Source organism: Mangrovimonas sp. sgz306409 (assembly GCF_059735265.1).
Genome location: NZ_JCAPEU010000006.1, coordinates 74,512 through 97,316, shown reverse-complemented (window position 1 = coordinate 97,316; position 22,805 = coordinate 74,512). Strand labels below are relative to the sequence as shown.

At 39.1% G+C, this 22,805-nt stretch carries 14 protein-coding genes and 1 other RNA gene; 7 read left to right on the top strand and 8 right to left on the bottom strand.

All coding sequences use genetic code 11. The features are described from left to right. The gene (locus AC6I5C_RS11515; RefSeq protein ID WP_497905278.1) at nucleotides 1–936 is read right to left on the bottom strand and encodes a PorP/SprF family type IX secretion system membrane protein; all 936 of its coding nucleotides are present in this window, start codon (nucleotides 934–936) and stop codon (nucleotides 1–3) included. 10 nt (nucleotides 937–946) lie between these two features. Continuing rightward, nucleotides 947–10,243 carry an HYR-like domain-containing protein gene (locus AC6I5C_RS11510; protein ID WP_497905277.1) on the bottom strand — a complete coding sequence of 3,099 codons (9,297 nt, stop codon included), beginning with the start codon at nucleotides 10,241–10,243 and terminating at the stop codon, nucleotides 947–949. Between the two features lie 458 nt (nucleotides 10,244–10,701). On the opposite strand from AC6I5C_RS11510, the gene AC6I5C_RS11505 reads away from it, so the two are divergent. The 4 genes from AC6I5C_RS11505 (at nucleotide 10,702) to AC6I5C_RS11490 (ending at nucleotide 14,925) form a co-directional block, all read left to right on the top strand. Further along, nucleotides 10,702–11,193 carry a SixA phosphatase family protein gene (locus AC6I5C_RS11505; RefSeq protein ID WP_497905276.1) on the top strand — a complete coding sequence of 164 codons (492 nt, stop codon included), beginning with the start codon at nucleotides 10,702–10,704 and terminating at the stop codon, nucleotides 11,191–11,193. Between the two features lie 125 nt (nucleotides 11,194–11,318). Next, a complete protein-coding gene (ppk1, locus tag AC6I5C_RS11500; protein ID WP_497905399.1) occupies nucleotides 11,319–13,385 on the top strand; it encodes a polyphosphate kinase 1 in 2,067 nt (688 codons plus the stop codon). After that, a complete protein-coding gene (locus AC6I5C_RS11495; protein WP_053977694.1) occupies nucleotides 13,386–14,294 on the top strand; it encodes a Ppx/GppA phosphatase family protein in 909 nt (302 codons plus the stop codon). A gap of 97 nt (nucleotides 14,295–14,391) precedes the next feature. Then, complete coding sequence (locus AC6I5C_RS11490) at nucleotides 14,392–14,925, top strand: outer membrane beta-barrel protein (protein WP_076663942.1); 534 nt, start codon at nucleotides 14,392–14,394, stop codon at nucleotides 14,923–14,925. A gap of 90 nt (nucleotides 14,926–15,015) precedes the next feature. On the opposite strand, the gene AC6I5C_RS11485 is transcribed toward AC6I5C_RS11490, so the two are convergent. The 3 genes from AC6I5C_RS11485 to dnaX are packed head-to-tail and all read right to left on the bottom strand — an operon-like array spanning nucleotide 15,016 to nucleotide 17,896. After that, nucleotides 15,016–15,597 carry a MiaE family protein gene (locus AC6I5C_RS11485; RefSeq protein WP_053977696.1) on the bottom strand — a complete coding sequence of 194 codons (582 nt, stop codon included), beginning with the start codon at nucleotides 15,595–15,597 and terminating at the stop codon, nucleotides 15,016–15,018. Between the two features lie 4 nt (nucleotides 15,598–15,601). Continuing rightward, a complete protein-coding gene (locus AC6I5C_RS11480) occupies nucleotides 15,602–16,162 on the bottom strand; it encodes a hypothetical protein (protein WP_497905275.1) in 561 nt (186 codons plus the stop codon). Nucleotides 16,163–16,168: 6 nt separating this feature from the next. Beyond that, nucleotides 16,169–17,896, bottom strand: coding sequence for a DNA polymerase III subunit gamma/tau (gene dnaX / locus AC6I5C_RS11475; protein ID WP_497905274.1), 1,728 nt, complete (start codon nucleotides 17,894–17,896; stop codon nucleotides 16,169–16,171). A 179-nt stretch (nucleotides 17,897–18,075) separates the two neighbouring features. Here dnaX and rnpB point away from each other — a divergent pair. Next, nucleotides 18,076–18,379, top strand: an RNA gene (gene rnpB / locus AC6I5C_RS11470) — RNase P RNA component class A. 57 nt (nucleotides 18,380–18,436) lie between these two features. Here the strand turns inward: rnpB and AC6I5C_RS11465 are convergent. From AC6I5C_RS11465 to AC6I5C_RS11455, 3 genes are read right to left on the bottom strand one after another with little or no spacing between them, the layout of a single operon-like run. Beyond that, nucleotides 18,437–19,000 (bottom strand): RsmD family RNA methyltransferase, encoded by a 564-nt coding sequence (locus tag AC6I5C_RS11465; protein WP_497905273.1) that lies wholly within the window; start codon nucleotides 18,998–19,000, stop codon nucleotides 18,437–18,439. After that, nucleotides 19,000–19,842 (bottom strand): DUF3822 family protein, encoded by an 843-nt coding sequence (locus tag AC6I5C_RS11460; RefSeq protein WP_497905272.1) that lies wholly within the window; start codon nucleotides 19,840–19,842, stop codon nucleotides 19,000–19,002. The genes AC6I5C_RS11465 and AC6I5C_RS11460 overlap by 1 nt, the downstream gene beginning before the upstream one ends. Further along, nucleotides 19,808–20,533 (bottom strand): hypothetical protein, encoded by a 726-nt coding sequence (locus tag AC6I5C_RS11455; RefSeq protein ID WP_053977700.1) that lies wholly within the window; start codon nucleotides 20,531–20,533, stop codon nucleotides 19,808–19,810. The genes AC6I5C_RS11460 and AC6I5C_RS11455 overlap by 35 nt, the downstream gene beginning before the upstream one ends. Nucleotides 20,534–20,736: 203 nt before the next feature. Between AC6I5C_RS11455 and AC6I5C_RS11450 the strand changes: the two genes are divergently transcribed. After that, on the top strand, nucleotides 20,737–22,161 hold the full coding sequence (locus tag AC6I5C_RS11450; RefSeq protein WP_497905271.1) for an ATP-dependent DNA helicase: 1,425 nt from the start codon (nucleotides 20,737–20,739) through the stop codon (nucleotides 22,159–22,161). Nucleotides 22,162–22,193: 32 nt separating this feature from the next. Then, nucleotides 22,194–22,760: a DUF4126 domain-containing protein gene (locus AC6I5C_RS11445; RefSeq protein ID WP_497905270.1), complete on the top strand. Its 567-nt coding sequence runs from the start codon at nucleotides 22,194–22,196 to the stop codon at nucleotides 22,758–22,760. Nucleotides 22,761–22,805: the final 45 nt, after the last annotated feature.

Sequence of the window (22,805 nt, the reverse complement as noted above, 5' to 3'; positions counted from 1 at the left end):
TTAGAAGTATCTAGGGGATTTAACACGTTGCGTTTTAAATAATTCGAACATTAGTAGAATCTCGTGGGTTCCACTTGTGTAAGGTCTCAAGTCTGAAAGGGGATACCCATAGGCATATCCAATTCGGATTTGCTTAGAGATTTGGAAATCGGCAATACCACTAATTTCTCCAGCTCTTTCGTCGATTCGGTAACCAGCACCCAACCATAATTTTTCATAAAATAGGAAGTTGGCTGTAAAATCGAATGACATTGGGGCACCGTTGGTAGCTTTTAACAACATGGCAGGCTTGAACTTGGTGTTGTCTCCAAGATCGAATACATAACCACCTGTAAGGTAATAGTTGTTACGCTCTACTGCTACGTAGTCAGTTCCGCCAACAGTCCCTTTGTTATAATCGGTGTTTAAAAGTCTTGGGGCAGAAAGTCCAATATACCATCTGTTGGAATGCCAAAGGATTCCCGCACCAAAGTTTGGGCTCCATCTGTTGGATACATCATTGAAGAATGGATCCTGGGCAATACTAGGGTCATTCAACAAAGCCATATCAATATTATAGTGGGTGAAACCAGCTTTTACTCCAAAGGATAATTTGGTGTTCTCTCCAGTGTGGATGCTATACGAGAAATCTCCATATAGATAAGAGAAGTTCTCATACCCCAATTCATCATTGATAAAAGAGAGTCCCAGTCCTATTTTCTCATTTCTAAGAGGGGAGTGGATAGATAGGGTTTGGGTGGTTGGGGCACCCTCTAATCCTACCCATTGGCTCCTATGCAATCCTACGATGCTTAACGTCTCTCTACTCCCTGCATAGGCAGGGTTAATAGAGATCGTGTTGTACATATACTGTGTAAACTGAGGCAATTGTTGTGCAACACCCGTCCAGCAATTGAACAGTATAAAAGCGATTATGTTAAACTTTAATAACTTCATAGGTCAAAATTTATTTAGTTCCTACGTAGATTGGACCTGAGAAAGGTTTTAATCCACTATTCTTTAAATTAATGATATAGTAATATGTTCCTGAAGGGACTTTGTTTGCACCTCCCACAGATGATCTGGATGAAGCACCGTTCCAATCGTTTTGATAGTTGAAGTTCTCATAAATTTTAGCACCCCAACGGTTGAAAACCTGTAACTCAATTGTGAATCCACATTCTTCAACACCCGTTACCGTGAAAAATTCGTTATAACTATCTCCGTTAGGTGTAATAGCTTTTGAAATCTCAACATCTTCTTCACCACAAGGGAATACAACACAATCGTCATGAACAGTTACTGTCACTTCGGTTACGCTAGGACAATCACCTTCTGTGATGGTATATGTGAATATGAAATCTCCTAAGTCTTCTTCAGTAACAATAGTGGTATCGAACCAACTTCCATCTAAAGTTGTATTACCTGAAACTACTTCCCAGGTTCCATTTTCATCCACATCACCACTTAAAAGGCTGAATAGGTCTAGAGGTCCTTCCTCTGTACAAATCGTAGTGTCAGATCCAGAAATGATATTCTCTACGTTCACGTTTACAATTTGCGTGTAAGTAGCTTCATTGCCACAATCATCGCTTACTGTCCAGTTACGAGTAATACTATAGTTTTCCGATCCTTCTTCCGGAGTGATAGACTCGTTGAAGACAACTGAAATATCTGTTGAACAAGCATCCTCGAAGCTCAATTCAGGAGCATCAGGAACTTCAGAACAATTCACATCGATGGATGGATCTAAGTCAACAATTAATTCAGGAGCCGTAGTGTCAACAACACTGATTGTTTGTACCTGAGTTGTTGTGTTTCCACAGTCATCGATTAAAGTCCAAGTTCTTTCAATGGTACTTTCACCTACACAAGACCCTTCGGTAACTTCATCGGTAAAGGTTGCTTCCAACTCAGAAGAACAGTTGTCAGCTTCGTCGGTTACATCACCAGTTAATGTTAAATCACTAGTATCCATATCGCACTCTACAGTTAAATTTTCTGGAACTGTAAATGTTGGTGCCGTAGAATCTTGAATATTGATAGTTTGAACTTGCGTTGTTGTATTTCCACAATCGTCAGTCAATGTCCAAGTTCTAGTAATGATGGATGCGTTGGCACATTCATCTTCGGCAGTTGCATCAGAGAAGGTTGCTTCCAATTCAGCAGAGCAGTTATCAGCCTCATCAGTTACATCACCTGTCAATGCCAAGTCACTAGCATCTTGATCACACTCGATAGTTACGGCAGCTGGTACAGTAAATGTAGGCGCCGTAGTATCTTGAATTGTGATGGTTTGTACTTGTGTAGTTGTGTTTCCACAATCATCGGTTAAAGTCCAGGTTCTTGTAATGATTGATGCATTGGCACATTCACCTTCAGCAGTAGCGTCAGTATAGGTTGCATCTAATTCAGCAGAACAGTTGTCAGCTTCATCAGTTACATCACCAGTTAATGCCAAGTCATTTTCATCTTGATTACATTCAATAGTTACAGCAGCTGGCACAGTAAATGTAGGAGCCGTAGTATCTTGAATTGTGATATTTTGTACCTGAGTCGTTGTGTTTCCACAGTCATCAGTCAATGTCCAAGTTCTTGTGATGATGGAGGCATTGGCACATTCACCTTCCTCAGTAGCATCGGTATAAGTTGCGTCCAATTCAGCAGAACAGTTGTCAGCTTCATCAGTTACATCTCCTGTCAATGCCAAGTCATTTTCATCTTGATCACATTCGATGGTTACGGCAGCAGGTACAGTAAATGTAGGTGCAGTAGTATCTTGGACGGTGATGGTTTGCACTTGAGTCGTTGTGTTTCCACAGTCGTCAGTCAAAGTCCAGGTACGTGTGATAATGGATGCATTTGCACATTCACCTTCAGCAGTAGCATCGGTAAAGGTCGCTTCCAATTCAGTAGAACAGTTATCTGCTTCATCAGTTACCTCACCAGTCAATGCCAAGTCATTTTCATCTTGATCACATTCAATAGATACTGAAGCTGGCACTGTAAATGTAGGTGCAGTAGTATCTTGAATTGTGATGGTTTGAACTTGAGTAGTGGTATTTCCACAGTCGTCAGTCAATGTCCAAGTTCTTGTAATGATAGATGCATTGGCACATTCACCTTCAGCAGTAGCATCGGTAAAGGTCGCTTCCAATTCAGAAGAACAGTTGTCTGCTTCATCAGTTACGTCACCAGTCAATACTAAGTCATTAGCATCTTGATCACATTCAATAGTTACAGAAGCCGGTACAGTGAATGTAGGTGCAGTCGTATCTTGAACAGTGATGGTTTGTACTTGAGTAGTCGTGTTTCCACAGTCATCAGTCAATGTCCAAGTACGAGTAGTGATAGATGCGTTAGCACATTCACCTTCAGTAGTTGCATCAGTAAAGGTTGCTTCCAATTCAGAAGAGCAGTTATCTGCTTCATCGGTTACATCACCTGTTAAAGTAAGGTCTGTAATTTCCTGATCGCATTCCAAAGTAACAGAAGCAGGCACTGTAAATGTTGGAGCAGTAGTGTCAACAATAGTAAAGGATACAGTTGTTGTACTTTCATTTCCACATCCGTCGATGGCTGTAAAGGTTACTTCTGCAGTACCTGTAGCACCACAAGCCTCTGTTAAGGATTCAAAGTTATTAGACCATGTAATAGAAGAACAGTCATCGGTAGCAGTGGCACCTCCATTGGAAGATAACCAAGCTTGAAGTTCAGCATCGTTTCCAGTACCGTCACATTCTACTGTTAAACTTTCTCCACCAGAAATTACTGGAGGTGTTGAGTCTTGAATAGCATATGAAGCCGTTGTAGTGCTTGTGTTTCCACAACTGTCAGTGGCAGTGAAAACAACACTTACAGGAGCAGAACAATCTGAGGTAGCTCCATTATAATTGTTAGTCCAAGTAACTTCTCCACATAGTTCTTCAGCAACAGCACCACCATTACTGTCTAACCAGTTTTGGATAGCATCGTTATTTCCGTTTCCATCACATTCAGCAACGATATCTGAAGCTTCAGTTGTAATGTTAGGAGCAATTGTATCTTCTATACTGAATGTAGCAGTGGTAGTCGCCGTGTTTCCACAAGCATCTGTAGCTGTAAAGGTAACCGTAGCAGCTCCTGTATTTCCACAGGCAGCACTTAATTCAGTAAAGTTATTAGTCCAAGTTACTTCGCTACAATTATCAGTTGCGGAAGCACCTCCGTTAGAGGCTAACCACTCGTTGAAATCTGTTTGGTTTCCTGTACCATCACATTCCACAGTTAAGCTAGTGGCTTCTGTTTCTATGTTTGGCGCAGTAGTATCTTGGATAGAGATTGTTTGCGTTTGTGTTGTTGTATTTCCACAATCGTCGGTCAAAGTCCAAGTACGAGTGATTGTTGAGTCGTTTGCACATTCACCTTCAGTTGTAGCATCGGTGTAAGTTGCATCCAAATCGGCAGTACAGTTGTCCGCTTCATCGGTTACATCACCAGTCAATGTCAAATCTGTAGCATCTTGATCACATTCAAGGGTTGCACTTGCAGGAACTGTAAATGTAGGCGCAGTGGTATCTTGAATGTTGATGGTTTGTACTTGGGTAGTTGTGTTTCCACACTCATCCGTTAAAGTCCAGGTTCTTGTGATGATAGATGCGTTTGCACATTCACCTTCAGCAGTAGTATCGACGAAGGTCGCTTGTAAACCAGTAGAGCAGTTGTCTGCTTCATCGGTAACGTCTCCTGTCAATGCTAAGTCGTTTTCATCTTGATTACATTCAATGGTTACGGCAGCAGGTACAGTAAATGTAGGCGCTGTAGTATCCTGAATAGTGATGGTTTGAGCTTGTGTAGTTGTATTTCCACAGTCATCGGTCAAGGTCCAAGTACGAGTAATGATAGACTCACTGGCACATGCTCCTTGAGCAGTTGCATCTGTATAGCTAGCTTCAATATCAGTAGAACATCCGTCGGTTTCATCTGTTACGTCTCCTGTTAAAGCAAGGTCTGTTGGATCTTGATCACATTCCAAAGTCACTGAGGCAGGAACCGTAAATGTTGGAGCAGTTGTATCTTGAACTGTGAAAGTGGCCGTAGTCGAGCTAGAGTTTCCACAACCGTCAGTAGCTGTAAAGATTACTTCGGCAGAACCAGTAGTTCCACAATTATCGCTTAAGCCATTATAATTGTTCGACCATGCAATTGCAGAACAATCGTCGGTAGCAGTTGCACCTCCAACAGTATCCAACCAGTCCTGGATCGCAGCAGCAATATCGCTACCGTCACATTCCACAGTTACATCAGTAGCTTCAGTAATAACTGGAGCAGTAGTATCTTGAATTGCATAGGAAGCAGATGTGGATACAGCGTTTCCACATTCGTCAGTTGCCGTAAAGGTTACAGTCACTGGAGCAGAACAATCAGAGTTTGCTCCATCGTAATCGTTGGTCCAAGTTACCTCACCACAATTGTCTGAAGCAGTTGCTCCACCATTGTTGGCTAACCAGTTTTCGATAGCTCCGTTGTTTCCAGAACCGTCACACTCGGCAACGATATTAGAAGGAGTCGTTTCAATAACTGGCGCAGTAGTATCTTGGATAGAGATTGTTTGAATTTGCGTTGTAGTGTTTCCACAAGCATCAACCAAAGTCCAAGTACGAGTGATTGTAGACTCGTTTGCACATTCACCTTCAGTTGTGGCATCCGTATAAGTAGCTTCCAAATCAGCAGAACAGTTGTCTGCTTCATCGGTTACATCACCAGTCAATGCCAAATCTGTAGTATCTTGATCACATTCAAGGGTTACACCAGCTGGTACAGTAAATGTAGGCGCAGTAGTATCTTGAATGGTGATTGTCTGAACTTCTGTAGCAGTGTTTCCACACTCATCCGTTAAAGTCCAAGTACGTGTGATGATAGTTTCATTAGCACAAGCTCCTTGAGCAGTAACATCGGCGAAGGTAGCTTGTAAACCAGTAGAACAGTTGTCCGCTTCATCGGTAACATCGCCTGTCAATACCAAGTCGTTTTCATCTTGATCACATTCAATGGTTACGGCAGCAGGTACAGTAAATGTAGGTGCCGTGGTATCTTCAATGGTGATGGTTTGAACTTGAGTAGTGGTATTTCCACAGTCATCGGTCAAAGTCCAAGTACGTGTAATGATAGCCTCATTGGCACATGCACCTTGGGCAGTTGCATCTGTATATGTAGCTTCCAATTCAGCTGAACATTCGTCGTTTTCATCTGTTACGTCTCCTGTTAAAGCCAAGTCTGTTGGATCTTGATCACATTCCAAAGAAACTGAAGCAGGTACAGTAAACGTAGGAGCAGTTGTATCTTGAACTGTGAAAGTGGCCGTTGTCGAGCTAGAGTTTCCACATCCGTCAGTTGCTGTAAAGATCACTTCGGCAGAACCAGTAGTTCCACAACTATCGCTTAAGCCATTATAATTGTTCGACCATGCAATTGCAGAACAATCGTCGGTAGCAGTTGCACCTCCAAAAGTATCCAACCAGTCCTGGATCGCAGCAGCAATATCGCTACCGTCACACTCCACAGTTACATCAGAAGCTTCAGTAATAACTGGAGCCGTAGTATCCTGAATTGCATAGGAAGCAGAGGTAGATACAGCATTTCCACATGCGTCAGTTGCCGTAAAGGTTACAGTCACTGGTGCCGAACAATCGGAGTTCGCTCCATCGTAATCGTTTGTCCAAGTTACCTCACCACAATTGTCCGAAGCAGTTGCTCCACCATTGTCAGCTAACCAGTTTTCGATAGCTCCGTTGTTTCCAGAACCGTCACACTCAGCAACGATGTCAGAAGGAGTGGTTTCAATAACTGGCGCAGTAGTATCTTGGATAGAGATTGTTTGCGTTTGTGTTGTTGTGTTGCCACAAGCATCAACCAATGTCCAGGTACGAGTGATTGTAGACTCATTGGCACATTCACCTTCAGTTGTGGCATCCGTATAAGTAGCTTCCAAATCAGCAGAACAGTTATCTGCTTCATCAGTTACATCACCAGTCAATGTCAAATCTGTAGCATCTTGGTCACATTCAAGGGTTACACTAGCTGGCACAGTAAATGTAGGTGCCGTAGTATCCTGGATGGTGATGGTTTGGTCTTGAGTTGTAGTGTTTCCACAGTCATCGGTCAAAGTCCAAGTACGCGTGATTATAGTCTCATTGGCACAAGCTCCCTGAGCAGTGGCATCGGCAAAAGTAGCTTCCAAATCAGTAGAACAGTTGTCAGCTTCATCGGTAACATCGCCTGTCAATACCAAGTCGTTTTCATTTTGATCACATTCAATGGTTACAGCAGCAGGTACAGTAAATGTAGGCGCAGTCGTATCCTGAATTGAGATGGTTTGAACTTGCGTAGTTGTATTTCCACAGTCATCGGTCAATGTCCAAGTACGTGTAATGATAGACTCATTGGCACATGCTCCTTGAGCAGTTGCATCTGTATAGGTAGCTTCAATATCAGTAGAACATCCGTCGGTTTCATCTGTTACGTCTCCTGTTAAAACAAGGTCCGTTGGATCTTGATCACATTCCAAAGTCACTGAGGCAGGAACCGTAAATGTTGGATCCGTTGTGTCTTCAATAGTAAAGGAAGCACTTGTAGTTACAGAATTACCACAACCATCTTCCGCAGTAAAGGTTACTGTTCGTGTTCCAGTTAGGCCACAGTCATCACTTAAAGCGCCTTCTTCATAAGACCAAGACACAGTTCCACAAGAATCAGAAGCAGATGCACCTCCATTAGAATCTAACCAAGCTGTGTATTCGGCAAGGTTTCCAGTTCCATCGCATTCAACTGTAAAATCAGAAGCAGGAGTATCAATAGTAGGTGCTATCAAGTCCAATATCGTAAACAGGGCTGTAGTGCTAGTTGAATTTCCACATTCGTCAGTTGCAGTAAATGTTACCAGAGCCAATCCTGTTTCTCCACAACCATTTGATAATCCTGTGAAGTTGTCGGTCCAAGTAATGTTAGAGCAATTATCTGAAGCCATAGCTCCGGCATGTGTATCCAACCAAGCTTCTAGTTCGTCTGTATTCCCAGCACCGTTACATTGTACGGTTTGATCTGCGGCTACAGTACTCATTATTGGATTTGTAGTATCTTCAATAGTAAAGGTTGCCGATGTGGTGGAAGTGTTACCACAATCATCGGTAGCTGTAAAAGTTACTGTAGCAGAACCAGTAGCTCCACAATCATCGCTAAGAGCAGTAAAATCGTTACTCCAAGTAACGCTACCACAAGTATCTGAAGATGCAGCGCCACCAGCAGTACTCAACCAGTTGTTCAATTCAGCAGTATTTCCAGAACCGTCACATTCAACGGTAAGGTCTGCAGCAGCTGTATCAATTGTAGGATCTGTTGTGTCCTCAATAGTAAAGGTCGCAGAAGTTGTTGCTATGTTTCCACAATCATCTGTAGCAGTAAAAATTACTGTAGCAGAACCTGTAGCTCCACAATCATCACTTAAGGAAGAATAATCGTTAGTCCAAGTAACGTCACCACAAGTATCAGAGGCTGCAGCACCACCAAAAGAGCTTAACCAAGTTGATAAATCTATAGTGTTTCCACTTCCATCACATTCCACGGTAAGGTTTGCAGCCGCAGTGTCAATGCTAGGAGGAGTGGTGTCTTCAATAGTGAACGTAGCAGCAGTTGAAGTTGAATTTCCACAAGTATCAGCGGCTGTAAAAGTAACTGTTACAGACCCTGTGTTTCCACAGTCATCACTTAAAGTACCGTAATCATTACTCCAAGTAATCGTAGAACAATTATCTGTAGCTACAGCACCACCGTTGGCATCTAACCAAGTATTCAAGGCTGTTGTAGTATCACTACCACATTCAGCAGTGGCATCGGCAGCAGCAGTTCCAATTATTGGATCTGTGGTATCTTCAATCGTTATTGTTTGCGTATCAGAACTAGAAAGCCCACAATCATCTGTGATAGTAAAAGTTCTAGTAACCACCACAGGACAAGTACCAGAAGCACTGTCTTGATAAGTGATTTCATTTACATTATTTTCCGTGAAAGTTCCTCCTTCTGCCAAGAAAATTAACTGAGAAATAGTTTGAGGTGTTTCACTATAAGCCAATGATGTTAAGTTGTCATTGGTAACATCTGCAGCAACACAACCTTCAACTTGTACATCTGAAGGAGCGTTGGTTACAGGAGGTGTATTATCGTCAACCGAAATTGTAATGTCCTCACTAATAGAACATGAATTAGCATCGGTAACAGTAACCGTATAGGTGCCCGAAGGTAAATTAACGAACATTCCAGATTGGAAACTTCCCTCTTGAGGGCTAATACTATAAGTATAAGGAGCAGTTCCACCTGAAACTCCAGAAGGAGTGATGGTTCCTGTGTTTCCACCAGTACATTCAATGTTAGTAGCACTTAGGGTCAATCCTGTAAGTAGTGGTGATACAGTTACAGTATCTGTATGAACGTCGGAATCTCCATCAATATCAAAAACTGTTAAAGTAACAGTATAGTTCCCTGGGCCTCCATATGTGTGTGATGGATTGGCTTCTGTAGAAGTACTCCCATCTCCAAAATTCCAAGAATAAGTATAACCACCTTGTAGATTTCCACCGGTGGTAATATTTGTAAATGCAACTGTATAAGCATCACAATTTTGAGTATAAGTAAAGTTGGTGATCAGTGGCGCATTTACAATAAATCCAGGAGGATTAGAATAACATTTTGAAGGGTTTTCACCACAAGCTTGGTTGGCATTGGACTGCCATGCCATATAAAAGTTAACCAATTCTACTTGGTCACCACAATTCCAAGTTAATTCATATACCGGAAGGTTTTGTTCCACTGGAATAGGGGTAGAATCGTATAAACATTGCGTTACCGTTGAGGAGGTTACGCCGTTAATAACAACATCAAAGTTCATAAATAAGCTGTATCTATCAGCATTTGTGTTTGCATCAAAATACGCATATATATATGCTGTTTGAGGCGTCCCTGGAATACAGTCGTTGTCTAATGGGTTTCCACTTGCATCGGCAAGGTAGAAATTGGTTAGGGTAAAGTCGTTAGCATTACATCCGTCCAAGGCTCTACTGGCATCGTCCAAAGTAGTACTAGAGGTACTGAATGTTGTTAGGGGAGTATCCAAACTAATTCTATTGATAGTCCTTCTTTGGGGCCTTACCTGTGCAATTGCAAAGCTTTGAATAAGTACTATTAATAGAACTAGGGAATTTCTATACATAAGTCTATGTGTATTTGTTTTCATAAGCCCTAATTTTTAGTTGTAGGATTAATTAGTAAGAACTAATTATATTTCGTTTATTTAATTGTTTAGATTTCAATTGCCTTTCACTTTTGCGTAAGGGGTTACTTTGTTTGATTGATGAAATTTTTAATCCCATTTAAGTTGATTTGTTAATTAATTATATTTAATGGCCCAATAGGGGCTTTGTTCTTACAAAATAAACACGGCATTTTTTAGTGTTAAACGACTAAAACTAATACTGTTAAAATGTGTTGAGGGAAGTGCACTAGAAAATAGTGCGTAATAGATGGATAAATTAATATGTTGTTGATTTGGGGCCATTTACATTAATTTTACAGAACAAAGCAACTCATTAATCAAATCTTGAACAAAAATAAATGTTAAAGGCACTAAAATAATCGTTAAAACGATGATAAACAACACTTTGTCGATAAAAAACGCATTTAATCGAGTAAAAAATGAAAGAAATAGTATTTATAAGACATGCGAAATCCTCTTGGGATGGGGGGGTTAGCGATTTAGACCGTCCTTTAAGCTCTAGGGGGATTACTGACATAAAATTAGTGTCAAGCCACTATAAATCTTATAATTATATGCCGGATATGGTGTTTTCCAGTCCTGCAAATAGGGCCTTAACGACGTGTAAAGGAGTAATGGACTACTTGAATTTACCAAAAAACAAGCTGAAAATTGTTGACGATTTGTATGATTTTGGGGGAGAAAAAGTGATGAATTTCATACTATCGATAAACGACAACTCCATTAATAAAATTATGATCTTTGGACATAACCACGCCCTTACATCCATTGTTAATGATCTGGGTGATCAATTTATTGGCAATTTGCCCACTTGTGGCTTGGTGAAAATCGACTTTTTTGCAGAGGATTGGAAGTACATTACAAAGGGACATACAGATGTCATGATTTTTCCAAGAGATTTAAGACCATGATTTATTAGCAGGCAAAATTAAAGAGATAGGATCTTTAATTATACAAAGTCAAAATATAATGTAAATATCACATGTTACGGACTTACTAAAAGTTAAATAGAATATATTTGTGTAAACAAATAATGATGACCAATATTACTGTAAAGGATAAAAATATATATGTAAATAGGGAGTTGAGTTGGCTTCAGTTTAATGCAAGGGTTTTGCAGGAAGCTGCAGATGAATCTGTTCCTATGATTGAGCGATTACGTTTCTTGGGAATTTTCTCCAATAATTTGGATGAGTTCTTTAAGGTGCGATACGCAACGGTAAAACGAATTGATGAAGCGGGTAAGGCTGCAAAAAGTGAGTTGGGAGGTATCAAAGCCAGTGAACTGCTAGAAAAGATTACCCAAGTAGTGATTAGGCAGCAAAGTGAAAGTTTGGAGATTCTACAGAACATCCATAAGAAGCTTGAAGATTACGATATTTATATCATCAAGGAAACTCAAATCACACCCAAACAACATGAGTTTATTAAGGGATATTTTCTTCAGCATGTAAGTCCAGCTTTAGTAACCATTATTCTTAATGATTCAGTGGAATTGCCAATGCTAAAGGATAGTGCTGCTTATTTGGCCGTGAAGATGATTTTGGAGAATGATGAAAAACAGTTTGCCTTAATTGAAATTCCAAAATCGATAGAACGCTTTGTGGTTCTGCCAAAACAGGATGACAAGGATTATATCATCATTTTGGATGATCTATTGAGATATTGTTTGGATGATATTTTTAATATTTTCGATTACAAGAGTATTTCTACGCACATGATCAAGATTACCAGGGATGGTGAACTTGATTTTGATAGTGACTTGAGTAAAAGTTTTATTGATAAAATTTCCGATAGTGTAAAGCACCGTCAGATTGGGGATCCAGTAAGGTTTGTCTACGACAAGACCATTGATAAGGAAACCTTAAAATATCTGTTGGACAAAATGGGAATTGATTCCAAGGATAGTGTTATTCCTGGAGGTCGCTATCACAATAGGAGAGATTATATGGATTTCCCAAGTTTGGGACGAACGGATTTACTTTATGACAAAATCAAGGCTTTACCTATTAAAGGCTTGAGTTTGGAGAGTAGCATTTTTGAAAATATTGCCAAGCGTGATTATTTATTGTATACGCCATATCACACATTTTCTTATGTGGTGAAGTTTTTAAGGGAGGCCGCGTTGGATCCAAAGGTAAAAACCATCAACATTACCATTTATAGATTGGCGCAAATTTCACATGTGGCCAGTTCCTTGATCAATGCGGCTAAAAATGGTAAAAAGGTAACCGTTTCCATTGAAATTCAAGCCCGATTTGATGAAGCTGCCAATATTGCCTATGCCGAGCAGATGCAGGACGAAGGTGTTAATTTGTTGTTCGGAGTAGCGGGGTTGAAAGTGCACAGTAAAATGTGTGTGATAGAGCGTGAGGAAGATCATAAGCTAAAGCGTTATGGTTTTATTAGTACAGGAAACTTCAATGAATCTACCGCGAAGATTTATACAGATTTCACTTTGTTTACTGCCGATCAAAAGATATTGAAAGACCTGAACAAAGTATTCAACTTCTTTGAAATCAACTATAAAATATTTAGGTACAAGCATATCATTACATCGCCACATTATACAAAGTCGAAGTTCTTTAAGCTAATTGATAATGAAATTGACAATGTAAAAGCAGGAAAACCGGCCTACATCAAACTTAAAATGAACAGCATTTCAAGTTATGCTATGGTGGATAAACTTTACGAAGCAAGTAGGGCTGGTGTGAAAATTCAAATGATTGTACGCGGCCTTTGTTGTTTGGTTCCAGGAATACCAGGTATGAGCGAAAACATTGAGGTGATTAGTATTGTCGATAAGTTTTTGGAACATACCCGCTTGTACGTGTTCTGTAATGATGGTGATACAAAAGTGTATATTTCTTCTGCCGACTGGATGACAAGAAACATTGAAAATAGAGTGGAAGTCACTTGTCCTATCTATGATGATGCCATCAAGCAAGAGCTCTTGGATGTGTTTGATATTTGTTGGAATGACAATGTGAAGGCAAGAATTTTAGATGAGTTTCAGGATAACAAGTACAAACGAAACGATAAACCTAAAGTGAGAGCCCAATTTGCTACATACGACTATTATTTAAAAAAATTAGAGAATTAAATGCTTTCAATTAAAAAATATGCGGCCATCGATATAGGTTCCAATGCTGTTAGGTTGCTCATTTCAAATATTATAGAACAAAAAGGAAAGCCTACACGTTTTAAGAAAAACTCGTTGGTAAGGGTGCCAATCCGTTTGGGAGCAGATGTGTTTTTAAAGCAAAAAATTTCAAAGGAAAACGAGCGCCGTATGTTGGATACCATGACCGCGTTTCGGTTGTTGATGAAATCCCATAAAGTAGTTGCCTATAAAGCTTGTGCCACTTCGGCCATGCGTGAGGCAGAAAATGGTAGTAAAGTAGCTAAATTAATTTCTGAACAAGCCCAAATTGATATTGATATTATTGATGGAGAAGAAGAAGCAGCCATTATCGCGGCTACTGATTTGCATAGTTACATCGATGAAAGCAAAACCTATCTGTATGTGGATGTAGGAGGGGGAAGTACCGAATTTTCTGTGATTCATCTTGGAGAAAAAGTAGAATCCAAATCATTCAAAATTGGGACGGTTAGGTTATTAAACGATATCGTTAATAAAGAAACTTGGCAAGAACTGGAATCTTGGATTAAAGAACATACAAGGGAATACGACAAATTGGATTTAATAGGATCTGGGGGGAACATTAATAAAATCTTCAAAATTTCAGGAAAGGCCATGGGGAAACCATTAACCTATTTCTACCTGTCTTCCTATTATGATAAGTTGCAGACTTATTCCTATGAAGAAAGAATTACCGAATTGGACCTTAACCAGGACAGGGCCGATGTAATTATTCCTGCAACCCGTATCTATTTATCTGCCATGAAATGGAGTGGCGCAAAGGATATTTATGTGCCTAAAATTGGACTTTCTGACGGAATAATTAAAAGTATGTACTATAAAACCGTTTCTAGTTCTCTTTTGGAATAAGAATGAACACTTTATCTTATTTTTTTAGTTACATATCTAATATTTAACAGTTATTTGTTAATTCCATTTATATTCGAGCACTCAAATCATTCAAACTATGAAGACAATTTTTACTAGTTTATTGGTAGTGTTGTTCGTGACACTTGGATATTCTCAAGAAGTTAAATATGGTGTAAGAGCCGGTTTAACCATTTCAAATTTAGATTATAAAGACACCCCAATAGTAAGAAATCCACACAGAAACGGATTTTTGTTTGGGGTTCATGCAGACATCGGTTTAACCGAACAGTTCTCTATAATGCCGGAACTACAGTTTTCGCCGGAAGGTGCCGGAGTTGAAGATTTTGCCAATGATTACCTTAATTTACCAGTACTTTTCAAGTATGCCATGTTTGATGGTAGGGTAGCGCTTGGTGTAGGTCCTCAAGCTGGACTGAAAATTCACAAAGAAGGTGATGGTTTTAAAAACTTTGTGTTTTCTGGTGTAGGAATTATAGAGTTTAAGGTGTGTGAAGACTGGTACGTAGATGCCAGATATAACTATGGTTTTTCAAATGTTTTTGATGACGATTTAAGCCCCGAAGCAACAAACAATGTCATTCAAATTGGTGTTAACTTTAGAGTGTTTTAGGTAAGGCTATTAATCGTTTTTTTTTATAAAATGGTATCATCCCAATTAGCAAAGTCAAGCTTTGTAATTGGGATTTTTTATGTTCAAGTTTTAACCGTGGATCGTTTCCTTTTTACCTAAATCTCTCATGATTTCGGCTTCATAATCCAATAAATCCTGCCACTTTTTGTCCACTTCCTTTCGGTCTCCATACTGTCTGGCAAAACCTAAAAACATGGTGTAGTGGTTGGCTTCGCTTACCATAAGTTTTCTATAAAATTCTGCTAGTTCCTTATCTTCCAACTCTTCTGAAAGCAGTCTGAAACGTTCACAACTTCTAGCTTCAATTAAAGCCGCATAAAGCAATCGGTTAACCAACTGGGTTGTTCTACTGCCTCCTTTTGGAAAGAATTTCATCAAGGCGATTACGTAGTCGTCTTTTCGGTCACGACCCAAGGTCCAACCGCGCTCCAAAATTTTATCGTGGACCATTTTAAAATGGCTGATTTCTTCTTTCACCAAAGCTACCATTTCCTGAACCAATTCGGTGTATTCCGGAAATCCAACTATAAGTGAAATGGCGGTACTGGTTGCCTTTTGCTCACAGAATGCATGGTCTGTAAGGATGTCTTCAATATTCTTTTCAACAATATTGACCCAACGTGGGTCTGTAGGGAGTTTTAAGCCTAACATCTGTTTAACTATTTTGTTCCTTTAAAAATGTGTTTTGTTTGCCATTGTGGTCAATGGTCATTTCATAAACTCTATAGGCCTGCGTTTGGGGATCGATAAAGGTAATTTCTAAATTCACCCAACCTAAACCAGAAGTTTCCTGATTTACCCAAACATGCTCCAAAGTAGCATTGTTCCAAAACGATGAATTGTCTTTGTTTTGGAATTGATGGGCATTAATGGTAGTGGTATATATTTTTTGATTGGCATTATAAACTGCAATTTCCGATTCAAATGCTCGGTGGTATTGAATGTCTTTATTGTTACCAATAGTTTTTTTGTGCTGAATTACCTCTTGGTCCATCAAACTGTAATTTTTGATGTTTATCCATAGGCTATTGGACATTATGGTGTCTGTTTCAACTTCAGTATATTCTTTTGGATAAAAGCTGATAAGCTCTAAAGGCGTTTGCTTTTGGTTGAATTCTGAAATGGATTGTTGCAAGGACTCCCTTGAGCTTTGGCGTCCGTCGCAACTTGTAAGAACCATTGCTGAGAGCGTGAAAAGTAACAAAATGTATTTCATGATAGTCTATATATCAAGTCCAAAAATACTTCTTAAAAGTTCAATATTAGGGTTTTTTTCCTTAAGTTTTTCATATTGATCTTCAGGGGTAAAAGCATATTGCTTTACAGTTTCCTCATTAACGACAATATCCAATCTTAGGTCGAAGTTTTTGAGCCTATTTTTGAGATATTCCATCAATGGGTTTTGGGCACGTTCCAATTCTACTTTTAAAGTTGAATTAGGAAATTCTAATCCAATAGAGGTACCATTCAATTTTGGGGTGTTCATCTCCAGGATGGATGCCATAATCTTTTCTCCTTTGGACTCAAGTTTTTCAATGTAGGAATTCCATGCATTCATAAATTCCTCTGGGGTAAATTCCTCTGTAGGGAGGTCGGTTGGGTCTACAACAACATCTTGTTGTTTTATGGAGTGTTCCCGTTTGGCGCGGATACTTTTTAGGGAAAGGCCAGAGGTTCTACCTTGTTGGGATTCTCTTTTGGCAATAATCGCTTCTGTAGTAAGTGCCTCTTTGGCTGCTGACTTTTTAACTTCTTCAGCAGTGGAATTAGTTTGTGGAGAAGCTGTTTTTTGAACTGCTGCAGGTTTAGGAACTGAAACAGGTATTGGGGTAATGCCTTTCTTTTTGAAATAAGAAGGCGGAATTATGTAACGTCTGCTATTTTTTTTTTCTCCATCAAAAGTGATAGAGGCAAGCTGCATAAGGCATAATTCAACGAGCAAGCGTTGATTTTTGCTGCTTTTGTATTTCAGGTCACAGTCGTTGGCAAGTTCTATGCTCTTCAACAGGAAATCCTGAGGGGCCTTTTGAGCTTGTTCCAAATATTTTTGGGAAGCATCTTCACCAACTTCTAAAAGCTCTACTGTTTTTGGATTTTTACATACCAATAAGTTTCTAAAATGTGAAGCTAAACCAGCAATGTAGTGATGGCCATCAAAACCTTTACCTAAAATGATATTGAACTGGATTAGTAAATCTGGAATTTTGTTTTCCAGAATCAAATCGGTACTGGTTAAGTAGGTTTCGTAATCCAGAACATTCAAGTTCTCAGTTACGGCTTGACGCGTTAGGTTCTTTCCTGAAAAACTTACGACCCTGTCAAAAATGGAAAGGGCATCACGCATAGCGCCATCAGCCTTTTGGGCAATGATGTGCAGAGCATCGTCTTCGGCAGTTACACCTTGTTCTTCGGCAATATATTTTAGATGCTCCTTGGCATCTTTAACCGTAATGCGTTTAAAGTCAAAAATTTGACAACGAGATAAAATCGTTGGAATGATTTTATGTTTTTCAGTAGTTGCCAAAATAAAGATACAGTGCTTAGGAGGCTCTTCCAGGGTTTTCAAAAACGCATTGAAAGCGGCCTGTGAGAGCATGTGCACCTCGTCGATGATATAGACTTTGTATTTTCCAACCTGCGGTGGTATTCTAACCTGATCCGTAAGGTTTCTAATATCGTCTACCGAGTTGTTGGAAGCGGCATCCAGCTCAAAAATGTTGAAAGCAAAATCTTCATCTTCACTTTCGTTGCCGTCACTGTTGATCATTTTTGCCAAAATACGGGCGCAAGTGGTCTTTCCAACCCCTCTAGGCCCCGTAAATAGTAAGGCTTGAGCCAAATGGTTATTTTCAATGGCATTGAGCAAAGTATTGGTAATAGCTTGCTGACCTACAACATCTTTGAAGATTTGAGGTCTGTATTTTCGAGCTGATACGATGAAATGTTCCATTGAAAAAACTTAGAACAACAAAATTAAAAATTCAATTGTAAATAGGGAATTATGAGGTCAAATTTTGACAGGAGTTATCAACAACTTATTAGGGCGAATAGCAGTTGTCCTTAGGTGATGCGAAATAAAATGACTAAAAAGGCATGGAAATTAGAATATGTTATTTGTAAATTTGCACCCAAGTAAATCACCTTATCGAACCAATTTATTGGTTAGGAAAGTCCGAACACCGTAGTGCAGTATAGTGGTTAATGGCCACCAGTCGTGAGGCTAGGAATAGTGCAACAGAAAGGATGTACAGGTAATGCTGTAGTGAAATCATGTAAACTCTATACGGTGCAATGTCATGTATACCAACGTTTGAGGGCGGCACGTTCGATGTTGGAGGGTAGGCAGCTAAAGTGTGCTGGTAACAGTACACTCAGATAAATGATAAGGGCTCCATTCGGAGTACAGAATTCGGCTTATAGATTTACTTGCTTAAAACAGGCCCATTTTTTAATGGGCTTTGTTTTTTCTCAATAATTGAGGTTTTTAAGTTTATTCCTCTTCGGAAAGATCTTCTGCTTCTATTTCAAAAAAACTGAATACACATCCTCCGTAATTTTTGGAATAGGCATAGTGTTCCATACTGGATAAGTCAGTTTCTTTGGAATGTTCTACAATTAAAACTCCATCTTCATCCAACAAATTATTTTGGAATACCAAATTAGGAATGGTTTCGAACTGTTCTTGAGTAAAGCCATAAGGAGGATCGGCAAAAATAACAGTGGCTTTTGTTTTGGAACTTTCCAAATACTTGAAAACGTCACTTTTTATAGTGGAGATGGGCATATCGAAAGCTTCGGACGTTTCATTGATAAATTTGATACATCCAAAATTTTGGTCTACAGCCGTAATCTGTTCGGTCCCACGTGAGGCAAACTCATAACTGATACTTCCAGTTCCCGAAAACAAATCGATCACTGAAATTTCATCAAAGTAATACAGGTTGTTAAGAATGTTGAACAAGGCCTCCTTAGCCAAATCGGTAGTTGGGCGAACAGGGAGTTTTTTGGGAGGGGTGATACGTCTTCCTTTGTATTGTCCAGAAATAATGCGCATTACTTAAAACTGTTTAAAAGAACATAATTGTTGTGGGCTGTCTTAGGTTCTTCGATAAAATTAAATTTATGATGAGGCATGACAAACTCTACATTTCGTATAAAGGTATATACAATTTGGTACAGGTCGTCTCCTTCGGTAATGGTTCCCATTAACTTCAACTTTAAGGTTTCGGGATCCATTTTTAATTGTTCTATGGTAAATAGAATGTAGTAAATAAAGTCTTCCTTGGTGATGTATTCAAAAGTATTATACAGTACCAAATTGTAATCTTTTACAACAACTATTTCAAAATTGTGTTCGTTTACATTTACATAAATGTTGGGAACATTAGAAAGCGGTTGGTGCTTCAGGATGTGCTCTATTAAAACAGTAGAGGCATGTTTGTATTCAAAAGAACCAAATCTGTCAAACATGAAATTGTTGACATTTACCAAAGGGACATAAACATTCACCGAATCGTTAAACGGAATTTCATCAAATGAAATATAATCGGTGGTTAGTATTTTGGCATTGAACTTTAGGTAATCTGCACAATGAGCTTCATCAAACAACGGTTTTGGCACCAAACAAGACAATTCGTTTTGGTAAATGAGAAGCACCTCGCTAAAGGTTTGGTCATAAACCGCGCCATCTTCCAAAGTGGCGATGATGCGTTCCAGAATGTCAAATGGCGTTAGCTTTTTGTCGAAAGGAACGTGCTGAAGATGTCCAACGGTATTTGTGGACCTATTTAAAATACAAAAAGAAAGTCCACTCAAACTAATTTGAATGGACAGCTCCTTAATATCGATTTGATGCAATTTCTTACTCGTTTGAATAATTTTTAGGCCAGTTTCCATTAGTGTTAATTTCGCTCATGGAACCTACTTTAAGCGCAGGACCATTTACATCGTCCACAGAAATCACTTCATTTTCTTTAGCTACCAAATTAGGATCTTGGTCAAAAAGAATCACGTCTTTCAAAACAGATGCTTCAAATACCGGAATTTCATCTAAGGTACCTGCCTTAAGTTCAAATTTAGCATCTGGCTTACCTACAGGTAAGTTCATCATAGTTTTGTAACGCGTGTCTGCTCCAAAAAGAGAATCTTTCACAGGAACAAAATCCAAAGTGTCAATGATAACAATATCTTTTCTCATTTCAACACCACCAAAACGCTTGGTAAGCTCTTCGTCGATAACACTTGAATCTCTACGTTGAGTAATGGTAAATTGAGCTGTATCAATGAACTTTACTAAATTGTCAAAGTTATCAGTAAATTTACCTGTAACCGTTTTGTGGGCTAACTCGGCATCTCTAATATCTTTCAATTTTTCGATTACTGCCGCATAGCGCTTCTTTTTAAGTTGGTTGAATTGGATTTCGCCGTAAACCGACATAAATGTTGAATATGCCAAGAATCCGATAAGTACCCATAAGGCGATGTTGATTAAAGGTTTAACCTTTTTTGGAACAAATTTATCAATCAACCATACGATTCCTATCGTACCTAGAATAATAATTACAACAGCAATAATTATTGTTAACATAGTTAGTTATTTTTATTTTATTAAAGGTGATACGCAAATCTACAACTTTTTTTTATTCACGAAAACCAATGCAAATAAAATTCAATTAAAAAAGAAAGATATGAAATTTGTTTCACATTATTAGGGTTTAATTTTATTAACTAATGCCACATTGCTCTATTATATATATAGTATCTTGCGAAAAATTCAATTTTAACAGATAAATGACCGCCTCCGATTTCTATAAACTCATCAAACAGAAGTTCCCTTTTGAACCTACATTAAAACAGAATGCCGTTTTAATACAGTTGTCTGAGTTTATTTTCGACAAATCGCCCAATGCCCTATACCTGTTGAAAGGATTTGCCGGAACTGGAAAAACGAGTATCATAGGGACGATTGTTTCCAATCTTTGGGAAGCCAAAAAAAGTGCGGTATTAATGGCGCCTACGGGAAGGGCAGCCAAAGTAATTTCCAATTATTCGGGGAAGGAGGCCTTTACCATTCACAAAAAGATCTACTTTCCGAAGAAAGAAAAGGGAGGAGGAGTGAAATTTGTACTTCAGCCGAACAAACATCGCAATACCATATTTATTGTTGATGAAGCTTCCATGATTCCGGATACTCCGGGAGAATCCAAATTGATGGAAAATGGCTCGTTGCTTGACGATTTAATGCAATATGTATATTCAGGCCACCAATGCAAATTATTACTAATCGGGGACAAAGCACAGTTACCTCCAGTAAAATCCGATTTGAGTCCTGCCTTGGATGGACAACGTTTGGACCTTAATTATAATAAAAAGGTTTCCAGTATTGAATTGGATGAAGTAATGCGTCAGGGGCAAGAATCGGGTATTTTATGGAATGCCACCAGAATCCGTGAAATTTTGGAGGAACACTTTTATGACGGATTTAAATTCAATCTTCACGGCTTTAATGATATTATAAGATTGGTCGATGGGCATGAAATTATGGATGCCATCAATGATGCCTATAGCGAAAGAGGCCATGAGGAAACTACTATTATAGTAAGGAGTAACAAACGCGCCAATTTGTACAATCAGCAAATTAGAAACCGCATTCTATTTAGAGAAAATGAATTGTCTGCAGGTGACTATTTAATGGTGGTGAAGAATAATTATTTCTGGATCAAACCCACTACCGAAGCGGGCTTTATTGCCAATGGAGATATTATAGAGGTCTTGGAGATTTTCAGTATCAAAGAGCTCTATGGATTTAGGTTTGCCGAGGTTAAGGTGAAAATGGTAGATTATCCAAGGATGCAACCTTTTGAAACGGTATTAATGTTGGATACTATTGAAGCGGAAACCCCTTCATTGACCTATGAAGATTCCAATAGGTTATACCAAGAAGTTCAAAAAGATTACGAAAATGAAACTTCCAATTACCGCAAATTTTTACAGATTAAGGGCAATAGTTTTTTTAATGCACTTCAAGTGAAGTTTTCCTATGCCATCACCTGTCATAAATCTCAAGGAGGGCAGTGGGATACGGTATTTGTAGAGCAACCGTATTTGCCAAATGGCATTGATAGGGACTATATGAGATGGTTGTATACAGCCGTTACAAGAGCCAAAGAAAAGTTGTATCTTATCGGTTTTAAGGACGAAAGCTTTGAAGCCTAGTTTTTAGATGAAATTACAAGCGAATTTTCATTATGGCATTGGAAACACTTATAGGTATATGCCTTGGTATAGGTTTATCGGCATCCGTTGGATTTCGCGTGTTTTTGCCGCTTTTTGCCTTGAGTTTGGTAACCCATTATGGTTTATGGGAGGTCAATGAGGCTTGGCAATGGGTAGGGGGCACAACGGCTTTGGTTACGTTGGGTATTGCCACTTTGGTCGAAATTATTGCTTATTACATTCCTTTTATAGATAATTTGTTGGATACCATTGCGATACCTTTGGCGGGTATTGCAGGAACCTTGGTAGTAGTGGTAACGGCTACCAATTTAGATCCAGTGGTGATGTGGTCTCTGGCCATTATCGCAGGAGGAGGGACGGCTGCTGCCATTAAAAGTGGCGCTTCGGCTACAAGGGCAACCTCTTCGGTTTCTACAGCAGGATTAGGCAATCCGATAGTATCAACCATAGAAACAGGCACATCGGCAGTTATGTCTGCTATGTCAGTTTTTCTGCCTGTATTGGCTTTCATTTTGACCCTTATCATGTTATATGTCTTTTTCAGGATTTACAAAAAGATTAAAGCTCCCAAATCTTAAAATCATTCAAAAAGTTTTATTTTTGAACTGAAATATATCAGTTGA